Source organism: Buttiauxella izardii (genome assembly GCF_003601925.1).
GTDB lineage: Bacteria > Pseudomonadota > Gammaproteobacteria > Enterobacterales > Enterobacteriaceae > Buttiauxella > Buttiauxella izardii.
Genome location: NZ_QZWH01000006.1, coordinates 386,487 through 403,875, shown reverse-complemented (window position 1 = coordinate 403,875; position 17,389 = coordinate 386,487). Strand labels below are relative to the sequence as shown.

Below are 17,389 nucleotides of genomic sequence, written 5' to 3'. Positions count from 1 at the left end.
CAGGCTGATGATCAATAATAATTGATGTTGTTTTTAATGGTGTAACTTTCCATTTTTGGCGGTTTGACACTTTCATCGGTGATACTCAGCACGCACTCCAGCGGGTTGAAATGGCCGTCGTAATCACAGGTTTGTTTCACCATCGCGATAGCTTTGCCGTTAAGCGTGCTTTCAGAGGTGTAGTCGAGTTTTTTCTTATTGTCGCTGCCCGCTTTCGCGGTGATGGCCAGAGTGTCGGTTTTTGCCTTGGTAGTTTTACCTAACGGATAGCCATCAGCGTCATATTGATATGTGATGGATGTGCCTTCGCCATGTGCCGCGACTACAAAACCATTGTCGTCCGTTTCATAAGTCACCGCCACACCGGGCAACTCCGCCAGTTGGCATTTCCCCTGGAGTTTGACGCGCCTTTCACGGCTCACAGCATCAAGATAATAATTGGCATCCAGCACCAGCGTGGCTCCGGAATTGTTTTCCAGATCGTGAAATTCGAGCTCGTTGAAACACCCTTCTTCCGATACCAGACCCACCACGCGTTTAATCACTTCGCCCTTTTCATTGATGAGCGTCTGGCTGAAATCTTTGACCGGCCCACGCAGCGGGTCAAAATCAAATTCGTTCGAGAAACTCGCCATTTCAGGCGTGTATGAAAGGGTATTGTTCTGATTGTCACACCCGGCAATAGACACCGCCAGCGCACAGAGGATAATGATTTTCTTCACGTAAATCCTGTCATCGACTTGATAGGTAACATTCATGATATAAGCAAATACAGCGCTTTACACTAATGCGACTATTCTTTAATGGCACTCTCAACATAAGGAAGAGATCATGAAACACTCGATTTGGCTGGGTGTATGTCTATTAATTGCGACCACGCCAGTGCTCGCCGCGCAGACATCATGCGATAAAGTTAAGGCCGACATTCAGCAAAAGATCATTAACAACGGCGTCCCGGAGTCGGGATTTAGTTTGACGATTGTTCCAAACGATCAGGCCGACCAACCCGATGCACAAGTGGTTGGGCACTGCGCCAATGATACGCAGAAAATCCTCTATACCCGTACCAGCAGCGGTAACAATCCGGCCAGCGGCAGTACCACTCAGGATGGAACACAGACTGAGCCGCAGTAAACTTTCAAACGGGGCATAACAGCCCCGCCTCTCCCCCTGCACCATACAAGTCAACTTTCATTCAAAAGTCCGCACTAACTTTGACCCGTGTTAACAAACTCTACCCCTAAATGAGTAAAACTCATTGCCGACGATAATATTCGCTTGTTAAGCAATATTTCGCACACCGTCATTACACCTAAAACAATAACAACAATGACATCCCGACCTGAGATGACACGTCATGGAGTGAGTTATGTCGAACCAAAATTGCCCCGATGGAATCACCCGTCGAAACCTGATGAAAAACAGCGCCATTGGTGGGCTGGCTGTTGCGGTCAGTGGAATATCACTGCCCTTTGGCTTGCGTGCTGCGGCGACCGCTGTCGGCGCTGCCGTAAACCAAAGTACAGAACAAGAGAAAGTGGTCTGGGGCGCGTGCTCCGTGAACTGCGGCAGTCGCTGCGCTTTGCGTTTGCACGTCACGGATAATGAAGTCACCTGGGTTGAAACCGACAATACCGGGCATGATATTTATGGCGATCACCAGGTGCGTGCTTGCCTGCGTGGACGCTCGATTCGCCGTCGTATAAACCACCCGGAACGCCTGAACTACCCGATGAAACGCGTAGGTAAGCGTGGTGAAGGGAAGTTCGAACGCATTTCCTGGGATGAAGCGCTCGATACCATCACCAAAAGCCTGAAAGGCACGGTGGAAAAGCACGGTAACGAAGCGGTTTACATCAACTACACCTCGGGCATTGTTGGCGGCAACATTACGCGTTCCTCACCTTACGCTTCCCTGGTTGCCCGCCTGATGAACAGCTATGGCGGCTTCCTCAGCCACTACGGCACTTACAGTACCGCGCAAATTGCCTGCGCCATGCCGTACACCTACGGCAGCAACGACGGCAACAGCACTTCCGATATTGAAAACAGCAAATTGGTGGTGTTATTCGGGAATAACCCCGCCGAAACGCGTATGAGCGGTGGTGGGATTACTTATTATCTGGAACAGGCTCGCGAACGCTCGAATGCGCGGATGATCGTTATCGATCCCCGCTACACCGATACCGCCGCCGGACGTGAGGATGAATGGCTGCCAATTCGCCCGGGAACGGACGCCGCGCTGGTTGCCGGTCTGGCCCACGTATTGATCAGCGAAAACCTCGTCGATCAGCCGTTCCTCGATAAATACTGCGTCGGTTATGACGAAAAAACGCTGCCGGAAGGTGCACCGGCTAACGGCCATTACAAAGCCTATATTCTCGGCCAGGGCGATGACGGCGTAGAAAAATCCCCGCAGTGGGCGTCGGCGATTACCGGTATTCCGGTGGATAAAATCATCAAACTGGCGCGTGAAATTGGCAGCACCAAACCGGCGTATATCGCTCAGGGTTGGGGGCCACAGCGCCAGGCCAACGGCGAGCTAACCTCTCGCGCCATCGCCATGTTGCCGATTCTGACCGGGAATGTCGGCGTGAACGGCGGCAACAGCGGCGCGCGCGAATCCACGTACACCATCACCATCGAACGTATGCCGGTGCTGACCAACCCGGTGAAAACGCAGATTTCCTGCTTTAGCTGGACGGATGCCATCGCTCGTGGCCCGGAAATGACGGCTAAACGAGACGGTGTACGCGGTAAAGATAAGCTGGATGTGCCGATTAAGTTCATCTGGAACTATGCCGGTAACACCATTATCAACCAGCATTCCGACATCAATAAAACCCACGACATTCTGCAAGACGACAGCCAGTGCGAAATGATTGTGGTGATCGAAAACTTTATGACCTCATCGGCGAAGTACGCCGATATCTTGCTGCCTGATTTAATGACCGTCGAGCAAGAGGACATTATCCCGAACGACTACGCCGGGAATATGGGCTATCTGATTTTCATCCAGCCCGCCACCGCGCCGAAGTTTGAACGCAAGCCGATTTACTGGATCACCAGCGAAGTGGCGCGCCGCCTCGGGCCAGATATCTACCAGAAGTTTACTGAAGGCCGCACCCAGGAAGAGTGGCTGAAATACCTCTATGCGAAGATGCTGGAAAAAGACGCCGCATTACCGTCGTATGAAGAACTGCGCGCGATGGGGATTTATAAGCGTAAAGACCCGAACGGGCATTTCGTGGCGTACAAAGAATTCCGCGCAGATCCTGACGCCAACCCGCTAAAAACGCCGTCGGGGAAAATCGAAGTCTACTCGAGCCAGCTTGCGCAAATCGCCGCCAGTTGGGAGTTAGAAAAAGACGAAACCATCAGCCCACTGCCCATTTACGCTTCCACCTTTGACGGCTGGGACGCGCCAGAACGCAGCACCTATCCGCTACAAATGTTCGGCTTCCACTACAAAGCCCGCACCCACTCGAGCTACGGCAACATCGACATTCTGAAAGCCGCCTGCCGCCAGGAAGTGTGGATTAACCCGATTGATGCGCAAGCCCGTGGTATCGCCAGCGGCGATATGGTGCGCGTGTTTAACGGGCGCGGTGAATTGCGCATTCCAGCAAAAGTCACGCCACGCATCATGCCGGGCGTCACCGCTATGGGCCAGGGCGCATGGCACGACGCCAACATGACGGGAGATCGGATTGATCACGGTTCATGCATCAACACGTTGACCACGCAGCGCCCTTCACCGCTGGCGAAAGGCAATCCACAACATACCAACCTGGTTGATATCCAAAAGGCGTAAGGAGTAGCGAATGACCACCCAATACGGATTTTACATAGACTCCAGCCGCTGTACCGGATGCAAAACTTGCGAGCTAGCGTGTAAAGATTACAAAAACTTAGGCCCGGATGTCAGCTTCCGCCGCATTTATGAATATGCGGGCGGCGACTGGCAGCAGGACAACGGTGTCTGGCAGCAAAACGTGTTTGCATATTATTTGTCGATTGCCTGCAACCACTGCGAAGACCCGGCGTGTACCAAAGTCTGCCCGAGTGGTGCGATGCACAAACGCGAAGATGGCTTTGTGGTCGTTAACGAAGACGTGTGTATCGGCTGCCGCTACTGCCACATGGCCTGCCCATACGGCGCACCGCAGTACAACGCCGAAAAAGGCCACATGACCAAATGCGATGGCTGCTATTCACGTATCGCCGAAGGTAAGAAACCGATTTGCGTGGAATCTTGCCCGCTGCGTGCGCTGGATATGGCTCCGATTGCGGAACTGCGCCAAAAATATGGCACCCAGGCGGCAATCGCCCCGCTGCCATCAGCGCATTTTACCAAGCCAAATATTGTGATTAAACCTAACGCCAACAGCCGTCCTTGCGGGGATAAAACCGGTTATCTGGCTAACCCGAAGGAGGTCTAAGATGGGAAGCGGATGGCATGAATGGCCGTTAGTGTTATTTACCGTACTGGGCCAGTGCGTGGTTGGGGCTGTTATCGTGATGGGGCTGGCATGGAATTCCCTGAGCAACAACAGCGAGTTACAGCAAAGAGTCGTTCGTTCCATGTTCTTTATCTGGGTGATTATGGGCGTTGCGTTTCTGGCGTCAGTGATGCACCTCGGCTCGCCGCTACGCGCATTTAACTCGCTCAATCGCGTGGGGGAATCGGCGCTCAGTAATGAAATTGCCAGTGGTTCCGTGTTCTTCGCGGTGGGTGGTTTCTGGTGGTTGCTCAGCGTACTGAACAAAATGCCGGTGGCGATTGGCCGTGTATGGCTGGCGGCGACCATGGTGCTGGGGCTGGTTTTTGTCTGGGCAATGACCCGTGTCTACCAGATTGACACCGTTCCGACCTGGCACAACGGTTACACCACGCTGAGTTTCTTTACCACGGTGGTGCTGGGCGGCCCGCTGCTCGCGGCGTTGTTATTACGCGCGGTGGGTAAATCCTTCCATGAAACCAAACTGGCGACGCTGAGCGTGCTGGCACTGTTTGTGGCGGTGGCGGTTATCGTGCTGCAAGGCAGTGAACTGACGGGTATTCACAGCTCGGTGCAGCAAGCGAGCGCGTTGGTTCCTGATTATGCCTCGCTTCAAGTGTGGCGTATTGCGCTGTCGGCGCTTGGCCTGGGCTGCTGGATTTGCCCGCTGCTGCGTCGTTCATCGCCGAAAACTCTCGGTTTGTTCGTCGGATTGATACTGGTCGTTATCGGTGAATGTATTGGCCGTGGGATCTTTTACGGCCTGCATATGACCGTTGGCATGGCGGTTGCGGGTTAATTGGTACAAAATGCGCGGGTTAGTTTAACCCGCGCAACAAGGAAAGAATGATGTCTCAAACACTGTCTCCAACCGCACAACGACTGGCGACTATCGCCCTTACAGGAAGAGTACTGGGTGCGCTTTATTATCAAGAGCCTAAAAGCCGGGATGTCGCCTCGCTGTACGCCACACTTGAAGATCCAACCTGGGTCGAGCAATGGCCGGTGCAGCACGAAGAACTGGCGGCAATCGCCCAGCGCATGACCGACGGCTTCAATTATGCAGAAGAATCACTGAGCGAAGCGTGGCAACGCCTGTTTATCGGCCCTTACGCTTTACCTGCGTCACCGTGGGGTTCGGTTTATCTGGACAAAGAAAACGTGCTGTTTGGCGATTCAATGCTTGAGCTGCGCCGCTGGATGCGCAAAAACGACATTTCCAATGAGCAAGAAAGCAATGAACCGGAAGATCATATCGGTTTGCTGTTGATGCTGACCGCCTGGCTTGCAGAAGAAGGTTTGCAGCAGAAAGTTGATGAACTGCTGGCGTGGCATATTCTGCCGTGGAGCGGGCGTTTCCTGGAGTTGTTTATCGCCAATGCTGAACATCCGTTCTACCAGGCGTTGGGCGAGTTGACCCAAATTACCCTGGCCGACTGGCAAAAAGAGATGCTGATTCCGGTCGCTAGCAAAGAGCTTCATTTCTAAGAATCTGAGAAGCGGTGGATTGATCCCGCCGCTTCTCCATCCCACAAATCCCCCCCAATCACCAGCACGGATAAGCGAAGCGTCATCCGACACTCATTACGTCAAAAGTTACAACGTAACTTAACCATCACATTTTTAAGACAATTCTTTACCTTCCCTCGCAAGCGAAGCGGCACAAGGCCAAAGCCGTAATTCCCATACTAATCATAAGCCTGGTAATTTCCCCATAAACTGGAATCCTTCCCGCTCCGTTGCTATAGGTCAAAACACCCTGCCGACACAAGGCATAACAACAGGCGGCTTTTAGTCGCTATAACGTGCACTCAGGGAGACGCATAGCAATGCAAAATTCTTCGTTAGTAAAACGCACACTTTTAGGTGCATTGGCGCTCGTCGCGGTAGTCGGTTTGCTGGTCTGGGGAATTGGCCCCGAAACCATCAAAGCCCGTCAGGTTGATTTGCTTTATCTCGGGCAACAGCACCTGATTTTGGTGTTTAGCTCCATGGCACTGGCGCTGCTGGTTGGCATTCCAAGCGGAGTTTTATTAAGCCGCCCGGCTGCGCGTCGCTTCGCCGAATATGTGATGCAGATCTTTAACGTCGGGAATACGTTACCGCCACTGGCCGTTCTGGCGCTGGCGATGGTGTTTATCGGGATTGGCGACAAACCAGCGATCATCGCCCTGTTCCTCGCCTCGCTCCTGCCGATTGTTCGTAATACCTACTCCGGCTTATGCGGCGTTCCGGCTTCGCTTATCGAAGCCGCCAACGGTATCGGTATGACGAAATGGCAGCGACTACGCCAGGTCGAGTTACCCAACGCCTGGCCTGTCATCCTTTCGGGGATTCGTATCGCCACGGCGATAAACGTCGGTACTGCACCGCTGGCATTTTTGATTGGCGCAAGCAGTTACGGCGAACTGATTTTCCCGGGGATTTACCTCAACGACTTCCCGACGCTGATTTTGGGCGCAGCCGCCACGGCGCTATTTGCCCTCATTCTTGATATTGCGCTTGCAGGTTTAGGCCGTGTTTTAAGCCCTCACACAGCGAAATAACAACAATAAAAAGGAGCAAATAATGAAATCCATTAAACCCCTGATTGCGGGATTGGCCGCAACATTGTTACTGGCTGGCACCGCCAAAGCGGAGCCAATCATACTGGCGACCAAAAGCTTTACCGAACAGCATATTTTGTCGGCGATGACCACGCAGTATCTGCGTAAAAAAGGCTTCCAGATCACGCCGCAGACCAATATTGCCACGGTGATTTCGCGTAATGCGATGATCAACAAACAGGTGGATATGACCTGGGAATACACCGGCACCTCGCTGATTATTTTTAACCACATCAACAAGCGTATGAGTCCGCAAGAATCCTACGACACGGTGAAAAAGCTCGATGCGAAACTGGGGCTTGTGTGGCTGAAACCGGCGGATATGAACAACACCTACGCTTTCGCGATGCAGCGTAAACGCGCTGAGGCCGAGAACATCAATACCATGTCGGAACTGGTGGCAAAAATAGAACAGGTGCGCAAAACCGACCCGGATAATAACTGGATGCTCGGTCTGGACCTGGAATTTGCCGGGCGCAGCGACGGCATGAAACCGTTGCAGCAAGCCTACACCATGCCCCTTGACCGGCCGCAGATTCGCCAGATGGACCCCGGCCTTGTGTATAACGCAGTGCGCGACGGCTTCGTTGATGCAGGTCTGATTTACACCACCGATGGCCGGGTGAAAGGCTTTGATTTGAAAGTGCTGGAAGACGATAAGAACTTCTTCCCAAGTTACGCTGTCACGCCCGTTGTTCGCAAAGACACGCTGGCGGCGAATCCCGGTCTTGAGGATGCGCTCGATACCCTCTCCGGCTTACTCAATAACGACGTGATTTCCACGCTGAACGCCAAAGTGGATATCGACCATGAAACCCCACAAAAAGTTGCGCAAGAATTCCTGCAACAGAAAGGTTTGCTCTGAGGAGGCAACATGGAAACGTTGAATTATATGATGGATAACGCCGGGTATCTCGGCAGTTTAACGCTGCAACACCTGTGGTTAGTGCTTTTAGCCGTCGGGCTGGCGATTGTGATTGGCGTGCCGCTGGGCATTTTAATCGTCCGTCACAAATGGCTCGCCACACCCGTTTTAGGCATTGCGACTATCGTGCTGACCATCCCGTCTATCGCGTTGTTTGGCCTGATGATCCCGCTGTTTTCGATGGTTGGGCAAGGGATTGGCGTGTTGCCTGCCATCACCGCCGTATTCCTCTATTCTTTGCTGCCGATTGTGCGCAACACCCATACCGCGCTTGATAGCCTGCCGCCAGGTTTACGCGAAGCCGGGCGTGGCATCGGCATGACATTCTGGCAGCGCCTGCGTTGGGTCGAAATCCCGATGGCCTTGCCGGTGATTTTTGGCGGCATCCGCACCGCCGTGGTGATGAATATTGGCGTGATGGCCATCGCCGCCGTGATTGGCGCGGGCGGTTTAGGCCTGTTACTGCTTAACGGCATCGGCAGCAGCGACATTCGCATGTTGATTGCCGGTGCGGTCATGATTTGTGTTTTGGCTATTGTGCTTGATTGGTTATTGCACCGCCTGCAATTGGTGCTGACTCCTAAGGGGATTCGATAATGATTAAACTAGAAAATCTCACCAAACAGTTCGTCCAGAAAAACGGCCAGACGTTTAACGCCGTTGATAACGTCAGCCTGAATGTTCCAGAAGGCGAAATGTGTGTGCTGCTCGGCCCTTCCGGCTGCGGCAAAACTACCACGCTGAAAATGATTAACCGCTTGATTGCACCCACCGGCGGCAATATTCTGATTAACGGTAAGAATACCAACGAGCTGGATACCGTGACGCTGCGCCGCAATATTGGCTATGTTATTCAGCAAATCGGCCTGTTCCCGAACATGACGATTGAAGAGAACATTACCGTGGTGCCGCGCATGTTGGGCTGGGATAAAGCCCGCTGTAAAGAGCGTGCCAGCGAGTTGATGAGCATGGTGGCGCTGGATCCGAACAAGTTTCTCAATCGCTACCCGCGCGAAATGTCCGGCGGGCAGCAACAGCGCATTGGCGTGATTCGCGCGCTGGCGGCAGATCCTCCGGTGCTGCTGATGGATGAGCCTTTTGGTGCCGTCGACCCGATTAACCGTGAAGCGATTCAGAATGAGTTTCTGGAAATGCAGCGCCAGTTGAAGAAAACCGTGATGCTGGTAAGCCACGATATCGACGAAGCGCTGAAACTGGGTGACCGAATCGCGGTGTTCCGTCAGGGCAAAATCGTGCAGTGCGCCAGCCCTGATGAACTGCTGGCGAAACCCGCCAATGAATTTGTCGGTTCGTTTGTCGGCCAGGACCGCACGTTAAAACGCCTGCTGCTGGTGCAGGCGGGCGACGTTACCGATCAACAACCGACGATTACCGCCCGTGCTTCCACGCCGTTGCCGGAAGCGTTCGCCACCATGGATGACAACGAAATGCGTTCGATTACCGTAGTGGATGGCGAAGGCAAGCCGTTAGGTTTTGTGAAGCGTCGGGAAGCGCGTGGTGCTCAGGGTTCATGTTCTGATTTACTGCATCCGTTCCGGGTGACCGGGCGAGCGGAAGATAACTTGCGTATTGTGTTGTCGAAACTCTATGAGCACAACATGGTATGGATGCCGATTACCGATGAAGATGGGCGTTACAGCGGCGAAATTTCGCAGGATTACATCGCCGATTATCTGAGTTCCGGCAGAACGCGTCGGGCGTTGAATATCGGGCAACCGTAATTCACTTTGCCGGATGACGATAACTTTATAATTGTGGTCGTTTGTAGGTCGGGCAAGGCGAAGCCGCCCCCGACATTAAATGGTGCAAATGGTGGATGACGCTTGCGCGTATCCACCCTACAATGCTGGCTATGCACCGCTTAAACCACTTCCCCGACATGAAAGGCATGTTACGACGGCTGATTTTCGCCGTCTGGATTGGCATCGCCTCAGCGGTGGTGGTCTGGCTTTTCCGTCAGTCGATGTATTTCCTTGAAGGCCTGTTTTTAGGCGACCACAGCGGAAGCCTGGTCGCCGCAGCGGCGGCATTGCCTTCGTGGCGGCGTTTGCTAACGCCAGCCCTCGGCGGATTGCTGGCCGGATTTTTACTATGGAGTTGGCAACGCGCCACACGCCAGCGCCCTTCCGCTCCCACCGATTATATGGAAGCCATCGAAACCGGCGACGGACGTCTCGATGTATCCGCAAGCCTGGTCAAATCAGCCGCATCGTTGATTGTGGTGGCCAGCGGCAGCGCGATTGGCCGTGAAGGTGCGATGGTGTTGCTGGCAACCGTTTTTGCTTCGGTATTCGCCCAGCGTTTCACCCATAAAGATGAATGGAAATTATGGGTGGCCTGCGGTGCTGCCGCCGGGATGGCGAGCGCTTATCATGCGCCGCTGGCAGGCAGCCTGTTTATCGCAGAAATTCTGTTCGGCACATTGATGCTCGCCTCGCTCGGCCCGGTGGTGATTGCCGCCGTCAGCGCCTTGTTGATGACCCATTTACTCAATGACCAACAAGCCCTGCTGTATACCGTGCGCGCATTAAACGCGCCGCAACCCATCCAATATTTGCTGATGGCGACCTTCGGTTTGATAGCCGGAGTCGCCGGGCCGCTGTTCCTCTGGCTGATGTCTCACAGCAGTAAACTGTTCCAGCGTTTGCACTTAACGCCACCGTTGCAACTGGCGTTGGGTGGTTTGCTGGTTGGGCTGCTTTCGCTAATTACGCCGCTGGTCTGGGGAAATGGTTACAGCGTGGTGCAGTCGTTTCTCTCGCAACCTCCGGCGCTGCTATTTGTGGCAGCGATTCTGGTTTACAAACTGGCGGCGGTGCTGGCAAGCAGCGGTTCCGGCGCACCCGGTGGCGTGTTTACACCGACACTCTTTGTCGGTGCCGCGCTCGGTATGCTGGTCGGTCAGTGGTTTGGGATTTGGACGTGGAGTGGCGATGACATCGCCATTTTGCTGGCTTTAACCGGTATGGCAACGCTTCTGGCGGCCACAACTCATGCACCGATTATGTCTACACTGATGGTTTGTGAAATGACCGGGGAGTTTACGTTGCTCCCCGGAATATTGCTGGCGTGCGTGATTGCTTCTGCACTGTCGCGCTGGTTACGCCCGCAGACGGTCTACCATAAGAGCGCCGCTAAAGCGGGATAAATCGATGTAGTTGCCCAATTCACGCTGTTCAGCACGCGGCAAATATGGCAGTTCGCCCACCAGCGGTGCAGGCAATTTTTTGCTTAATACGTCGATGATTTCGGCGTAGTGCGCAAGGCCTGGGTTAATGCGGTTTGCCACCCAGCCAATCAACGGCAAGCCGTCATTTGCGATAGCCTGCGCGGTCAGCAACGCGTGATTAATACAGCCTTCCTGAATCCCCACCACCATCAATACCGGTAATTGTTCCTGAACCACCCATTCGGATAACGGGCGTAAATCGTTCATCAGGCTGCGCCAGCCGCCGGTGCCTTCGACCACAACGTGATCGGCTTGCCCGGTCAAACGGTGTAAGCCGTCTGACAGCAAGGAATAGTTAATCTGGCAATTGTGGCTCACGCTGCTCTCTTCTTCGCTCAGCGCGATGGGATTGATGGCTTCGTAAGGTAAGTCGACAGTCGAAACACTTTGCAGAACTAACGCATCTTTGTTGCGTAATCCCTCTGGCGTCTCTTTACTGCCTTTGGCTACCGGCTTATAGCCGACGACACTTTTACCGCTGGCTGCAAGAGCCTGCAACAAAGCGCGAGAAACCACAGTCTTCCCGACTGCGGTATCGGTACCCGTTATAAAGAAACGCGTAAGCATGACTAACTCCCGAGGTGATGCTCAAAGTGATTAAAAATTGAATAATTCAGGAGTGAAAGTCTAAAAGAATAGTGATTCGACCAGTTTGAGATAGCGCAATTTTTAGTGGATAAGCTTTTGGCATTAGCCTTGTAGCAGGCGAATTAATAACGAGCCGTTATACATTGCGTCTTTTACCAGCGCTGCCCCCGCCATGGTTCCACGGTGGTTATACTGGGTACTTTCAACGTAAGTATGTTCGCTATAGGCGGGTAACGACTGCTGGCGGATGCAGTCTGTAATCGCCGGATGCAGGATGGCTGCGGCTCGGTTGAGTGGCGAACCAATCAGGATTTTTTGTGGATGGAACAAATTCACCATGATGGCAAGGATGCGGCCGACGTTAGTCCCGACGCCGAGAATGATATCTTTCGCCAATAAGTCACCGCTTAACGCGGCATCGCAAAGGGATTCCACCGTCAGCGGTTGTTCATGCAGCATAGAACCCATCGACTGACTCATGCGAAGCTGCGCCAGCTCTAGCACGCTGTCGATACTGGCGATGGTTTCGAGGCAACCGTGGTTGCCGCAGTAACAACGTTTGCCGTAGGGATCGACCTGCGTATGTCCGATTTCGACCAAACTGCTGCTGCCCGCATGAAGCAAACGCCCGTCAGTAATCACCCCTGCGCCAACGTTATTATCAATCACCACCTGAATGACATCACGCGCACCTTTCGAGGCACCGAATAGCCCTTCCGCCATCGTCCACGCGCTGATGTCGTGCTGGATATAAACCGGCACGCCAGTGTAATTTTCCAGAATCTCACCCAGCGGCATATCGCAAACATCATAAAACGGCATGCGATGCACAATGCCACGCTTGGTATCAATAATCCCAGGCATGGTGATGGCAATGGCGGTGAGGCGTTCGAGTTTTTGCTGATGACGGATAAAGAATTGGTCAACCTGCGCGATAATTCGCTCGACCAGCGGCTGCGAATCTTCAACCGGCAGCGCCACCGTATCTTCAACAATCAATTTGCTGCTTAAATCGTGCAGGCCCAGCGAGATTTCACCACGGCTAATGCGCACGGATAAATAATGCCATGCTTCGGTTTCCAGCATTAAACCAACCGCTGGACGCCCCCGGCTACCGGGGTCCTGGATTTCCGTTTCCTGCACCAGATGGGCTTCAATCATCTCACGAACAATTTTCGTGATACTGGCTGGAGCCAGTTGCGCCAGGCGAGAAAGATCGATTCGCGACACCGGCCCATGGGTATCAATTAAGCGATAAACCACGCCAGCGTTAGTTTGCTTGATTTGATCGATATGGCCCGGTTGGCTATCAGCAACCACTTGCAACTCCCTTTATTTTCGCGCTGCGAAATAAACTTTGGGCTATGGTGAAACACTTCAAGTGAAGGAGTCAAATATTTACGTAGGGTTGTGATTTACCGCACATATTCCGCCGTTTTAAGGCGCTTTTAAGGCCGTTATTGACTCCGTCAGCAACGCGGAGATGCGCTGTGCGGCGGCAGAAAGTTCGCGATGCTTCGGCCACACCAGCCACATTTCCGATTGCGCTTCGGCTTCTTCCAAAGGAAGCCAAACCACATCCGATAAACGCACGCGCTTAAACGATGCGGGCAATATCGACACGCCCAGCCCGGCTGACACCAGGCCAATAATCGTCATCGCCTCTCCAACCTCCTGGGTAATATAAGGAGAGATGCCGTGGCGCTGTAGCAGGCCGAGAATATCGTCGTACAAGCCCGTTCCGACATGCGGGTCAAAAAACACAAACGGTTCGTGCGCCAGTTGTTGCAAAGAGATTTTCGACGATTTTGCCAACGGATGGTCGCGATGCACCATCGCCAGCAATGGCTCGCGCAGTACCAGGCTCCAGGCAAGCGTGTCCGGCAGCCGCGTGTTGCGCATCAGGCCCAGTTCCAGTTCGCCATCATTTAACGGGGCGATTTGCTCGCGTGTATTAATTTCACGCATCTGGATATGCACGTCCGGGTAACTGCGGCGAAATGTCGACAGGCTGTCAGAGACGGTTTTAATAAACGGCGCGGATGAAGTGAAACCAATGCGCAGTTCCCCTGTTTCCCCCTGATGCAATCTCGCAGCACGCGCTGCGGCGGCATCAACCTGATTTAAAATCTGCCGCGAATCGAGCAAAAACTGACTGCCCGCTGCCGTCAGACTGACGCTACGGTTGGTGCGGGCCAGTAAACGCGCGCCAATTTGTTGTTCAAGGATCTGAATTTGTTGGCTTAACGGTGGCTGCGAAATACGTAAACGTGCCGCAGCACGGCCAAAATGCAACTCTTCAGCAACCGCAATAAAGTAGCGCAGGTGACGCAATTCAATATTCATACTTTAAACATATCAATTGAGATTATTAATATATTAGACAGAACATTCAGGGTTTTCTACTCTGAGAACAAGATCACAAAAGCGTAGTAAGGAACCATTTTGAGTCGTACAACCCTCGTCAACACCGCCCCGGCACAGGATGTTGACGACAGTATTTCGCCCCAGCCGACCGGTTTTATCACGCGTGGTTCATCTCAGTTTATGCGCGTCACGTTGGCGCTATTTTCTGCCGGACTCGCCACCTTCGCCCTGCTTTATTGTGTGCAACCGATTTTGCCGGTGTTGTCGCATGAATTTGGTGTCTCCCCCGCCAGTAGCAGTATTTCGCTCTCAGTTTCAACTGCAACGTTAGCCATTGGGTTGCTGTTCACCGGGCCGCTTTCCGATGCGATTGGCCGCAAACCGGTGATGGTCACCGCGCTGTTATTGGCCTCCGTTTGCACCTTGCTTTCCACCATGATGACCAGCTGGCACGGCATTTTAATAATGCGTGCATTGATCGGGCTTTCACTGAGCGGCGTGGCAGCGGTCGGCATGACGTACCTGAGCGAAGAAATTCACCCCAGCGTCGTGGCGTTTTCGATGGGTTTGTACATCAGCGGCAACTCTATCGGCGGCATGAGCGGACGCCTGTTAAGCGGTGTCCTGACTGACTTCTTTAACTGGCGCATTGCGGTGGCGGCGATTGGCTGCTTTGCCCTTGCCTCGGCGTTAATGTTCTGGAAAATCCTGCCCGCCTCGAAGCATTTTCGCCCTTCTTCGCTGCGGCCTAAAACGCTGTTTATAAACTTCCGCCTGCACTGGCGTGACCAGGGTTTGCCGCTGCTGTTTGCGCAAGGTTTCCTGCTGATGGGTGCGTTTGTGACGCTGTTTAATTATATCGGTTATCGACTGATGCAAGGGCCGTGGTATCTAAGCCAGGCGGTGGTGGGATTGCTGTCGGTGGCCTATTTAACCGGCACCTGGAGTTCCCCAAAAGCAGGCGCGATGACGGCGAAATTTGGCCGTGGCCCGGTGATGATTTTCTCCACTGCCATTATGCTGAGCGGCCTGCTGTTAACGGTGTTTTCACCGCTGCCAGTGATCTTCGCCGGAATGCTGCTATTTTCGGCTGGATTCTTCGCCGCACATTCGGTTGCCAGCGGCTGGATTGGCCCGCGAGCAAAACGCGCAAAAGGCCAGGCTTCATCGCTCTATTTATTCAGTTATTACCTGGGCTCCAGCCTGGCGGGGACACTCGGCGGCGTATTCTGGCACCAGTTTGGCTGGATAGGTGTGGCGAGTTTCATCGGCTCGCTTTTGGTGTTGTCATTATTGGTCGGCACGCGTTTGCATCACCGCGCACATTAACCGGGTGACGGCCTCGTTTTAGTGGACGCTTTTTGCTATTTTCACAGGCGAAAATCATCTCTTCACGAGGCCATATGGAAAAGCAAAACTATAACCATCTCACCCGCACCTTCCAGCGTCTTTCACGATTTGAACATCTTTCCGCCATCGCTGGCTGGGATATGTTCACCAATATGCCTCCCAACGGCAGTGCAGCGCGCGGTGAAGCCCTCGCTGAACTGAGCGTTTTGCGCCACCAAATCCTGACCGATAAGAAAATCGCCACATTGCTACAGGCGGCGGTTCAGGAAAACCTGAATGATGTTGAACGGGCAAATTTGCGTGAAATGACACGTCATTATCAGGAAGCTATTTTGCTGCCCGCCTCGCTGGTAGAAGAAAAATCGCTGGTTGGAACACGCTGCGAACATGGCTGGCGTACCCAGCGCCCGGCTAACGACTGGCAGGGTTTCTCAGCCAATCTTAAAGAAGTTGTGCGTGTTAGCCGTGAAGAGGCAAAACTACGTGCCGACGCCAAAGGCAAATCGAACTACGACGCGCTGCTGGATATTTATGAACCCGGCATGACCAGCGAAAAGCTCGATGTCCTTTTCGGTGATTTGCGCACCTGGCTGCCGGAACTGCTGCAAAAAGTGGTGGATAAACAAGCCAAAGAAACGGTTGTTACGCCGACAGGCCCATTCGCCACTCACGACCAACGTGAACTGGGTCTGGAAACCATGAAGCTGCTGGGCTTTGATTTTAACGGCGGGCGGCTCGACGTGAGCGCACACCCATTCTGCGGCGGCGTGCCGCAAGATGTGCGCATAACCACGCGCTACGATGAATCGGATCTGATTAGCGCCCTGTTCGGCGTTATCCACGAAACCGGCCACGCGCGCTACGAACAAAATCTGCCACGGGAATGGCTCGGCCAGCCGGTTGCGCTGGCGCGTTCCACTGCAATTCATGAATCACAAAGCCTGTTCTTTGAGATGCAATTGGGGCGCAGCAAAGAGTTCCTGAAACTGCTGCTGCCGATGGTTACAGCGCGCTTCGGTGCACAACCGGCATTTGAAACTGCGAACTTTATCGCTGTGAATCAGCGAGTAGAACGTGGATTTATTCGCGTCGATGCCGATGAAGTCAGCTATCCAGCTCATGTCGTTTTACGCTACGAAATCGAACGTGCGCTAATTGACGGCGATATCGAAGTGGAAGATATCCCGGCGCTGTGGGATGAAAAAATGCAGCACTGGCTTGGGCTATCGACCAAAGATAACTTCCGCAACGGCTGTATGCAGGACATTCACTGGACGGACGGCGCATTCGGTTACTTCCCGTCGTACACGCTGGGTGCGATGTATGCCGCACAACTGTTCAATGCCGCCAAAATCGCATTGCCGCAGCTTGAAAGCGATATCGCCGAAGGGAACTTCACCGCGCTGTTCGACTGGTTACGCCAGAATATCTGGCAACACGGCAGCCGCTTCACCACTTCCGAACTGATTACCAATGCGACCGGTGAAGACCTTAACCCGTTGTATTTCCGTAAGCATTTAGAAGCTCGTTACCTTTAATCCTCAGGAGCCGGGGAATTCTCCCCGGCTCTGTACAATCCGTTACACGCCGAAACCAATCACTCACTGAAGGCATTGATCCACAAGTTTATAGTTCATCTCAACGGCCCCGCAGTGGGGTTCAAACATTGACCCAAAGTAATTCGAGTTGCGGGAAGGCGGCAAGTGACCGAGTCCCGATGAGCTTACTCTAGTAAGTGATTCGGGTGAGGAAATGAAGCCAACGCACCAGCACCTTGAAGTACGAAGGGCATAAACAAATT

16 protein-coding genes are annotated in these 17,389 nt (G+C 53.3%); 12 read left to right on the top strand and 4 right to left on the bottom strand.

Annotation, left to right across the window (positions count from 1 at the left end; genetic code table 11):
• Positions 1–11 precede the first annotated feature (11 nt).
• Positions 12–722: a YnfC family lipoprotein gene (locus D6029_RS05065; protein WP_120063705.1), complete on the bottom strand. Its 711-nt coding sequence runs from the start codon at positions 720–722 to the stop codon at positions 12–14.
• A 109-nt stretch (positions 723–831) separates the two neighbouring features.
• Between D6029_RS05065 and D6029_RS05060 the strand changes: the two genes are divergently transcribed.
• From D6029_RS05060 to clcB, 10 genes are all read left to right on the top strand, one after another.
• Positions 832–1,134, top strand: coding sequence for a DUF1161 domain-containing protein (locus D6029_RS05060; RefSeq protein ID WP_034495027.1), 303 nt, complete (start codon positions 832–834; stop codon positions 1,132–1,134).
• Positions 1,135–1,369: 235 nt separating this feature from the next.
• Complete coding sequence (gene ynfE / locus D6029_RS05055; RefSeq protein ID WP_120063704.1) at positions 1,370–3,814, top strand: selenate/tellurate reductase subunit YnfE; 2,445 nt, start codon at positions 1,370–1,372, stop codon at positions 3,812–3,814.
• Between the two features lie 10 nt (positions 3,815–3,824).
• Positions 3,825–4,442, top strand: a complete 618-nt coding sequence (locus D6029_RS05050) for a DMSO/selenate family reductase complex B subunit (protein WP_120063703.1) — start codon at positions 3,825–3,827, stop codon at positions 4,440–4,442.
• Between the two features lies 1 nt (position 4,443).
• Positions 4,444–5,301, top strand: a complete 858-nt coding sequence (locus D6029_RS05045) for a dimethyl sulfoxide reductase anchor subunit family protein (RefSeq protein WP_120063702.1) — start codon at positions 4,444–4,446, stop codon at positions 5,299–5,301.
• Between the two features lie 50 nt (positions 5,302–5,351).
• Complete coding sequence (gene dmsD / locus D6029_RS05040; RefSeq protein WP_120063701.1) at positions 5,352–5,990, top strand: Tat proofreading chaperone DmsD; 639 nt, start codon at positions 5,352–5,354, stop codon at positions 5,988–5,990.
• A 341-nt stretch (positions 5,991–6,331) separates the two neighbouring features.
• On the top strand, positions 6,332–7,048 hold the full coding sequence (gene osmY / locus D6029_RS05035; RefSeq protein WP_120063700.1) for an osmoprotectant ABC transporter permease OsmY: 717 nt from the start codon (positions 6,332–6,334) through the stop codon (positions 7,046–7,048).
• A 22-nt stretch (positions 7,049–7,070) separates the two neighbouring features.
• Positions 7,071–7,973, top strand: coding sequence for an osmoprotectant ABC transporter substrate-binding protein OsmX (gene osmX, locus D6029_RS05030; RefSeq protein ID WP_120063699.1), 903 nt, complete (start codon positions 7,071–7,073; stop codon positions 7,971–7,973).
• 9 nt (positions 7,974–7,982) lie between these two features.
• Positions 7,983–8,630, top strand: coding sequence for an osmoprotectant ABC transporter permease OsmW (osmW, locus tag D6029_RS05025; RefSeq protein ID WP_034495020.1), 648 nt, complete (start codon positions 7,983–7,985; stop codon positions 8,628–8,630).
• Positions 8,630–9,775, top strand: a complete 1,146-nt coding sequence (osmV, locus tag D6029_RS05020) for an osmoprotectant ABC transporter ATP-binding protein OsmV (protein WP_120063698.1) — start codon at positions 8,630–8,632, stop codon at positions 9,773–9,775. The genes osmW and osmV overlap by 1 nt, the downstream gene beginning before the upstream one ends.
• A 131-nt stretch (positions 9,776–9,906) precedes the next feature.
• On the top strand, positions 9,907–11,202 hold the full coding sequence (gene clcB, locus D6029_RS05015) for a voltage-gated ClC-type chloride channel ClcB (RefSeq protein WP_120063764.1): 1,296 nt from the start codon (positions 9,907–9,909) through the stop codon (positions 11,200–11,202).
• Here the strand turns inward: clcB and bioD are convergent.
• The 3 genes from bioD to D6029_RS05000 all read right to left on the bottom strand — a co-directional run bounded on the left by bioD (position 11,155) and on the right by D6029_RS05000 (position 14,217).
• A complete protein-coding gene (bioD, locus tag D6029_RS05010; protein WP_120063697.1) occupies positions 11,155–11,850 on the bottom strand; it encodes a dethiobiotin synthase in 696 nt (231 codons plus the stop codon). The two genes, clcB and bioD, sit on opposite strands and share 48 nt — an antisense overlap.
• 123 nt (positions 11,851–11,973) lie before the next feature.
• Positions 11,974–13,191, bottom strand: coding sequence for a sugar metabolism global transcriptional regulator Mlc (gene mlc, locus D6029_RS05005; protein ID WP_120063696.1), 1,218 nt, complete (start codon positions 13,189–13,191; stop codon positions 11,974–11,976).
• Between the two features lie 117 nt (positions 13,192–13,308).
• A complete protein-coding gene (locus D6029_RS05000; protein ID WP_120063695.1) occupies positions 13,309–14,217 on the bottom strand; it encodes a LysR family transcriptional regulator in 909 nt (302 codons plus the stop codon).
• 99 nt (positions 14,218–14,316) lie between these two features.
• Here D6029_RS05000 and D6029_RS04995 point away from each other — a divergent pair, with 99 nt between their 5' ends.
• Together D6029_RS04995 and D6029_RS04990 are read left to right on the top strand one after the other, a co-directional pair.
• The gene (locus D6029_RS04995; protein ID WP_120063694.1) at positions 14,317–15,567 is read left to right on the top strand and encodes an MFS transporter; all 1,251 of its coding nucleotides are present in this window, start codon (positions 14,317–14,319) and stop codon (positions 15,565–15,567) included.
• Between the two features lie 74 nt (positions 15,568–15,641).
• Positions 15,642–17,126, top strand: coding sequence for a carboxypeptidase M32 (locus D6029_RS04990; protein WP_120063693.1), 1,485 nt, complete (start codon positions 15,642–15,644; stop codon positions 17,124–17,126).
• The last annotated feature ends 263 nt before the right edge of the window (positions 17,127–17,389 follow it).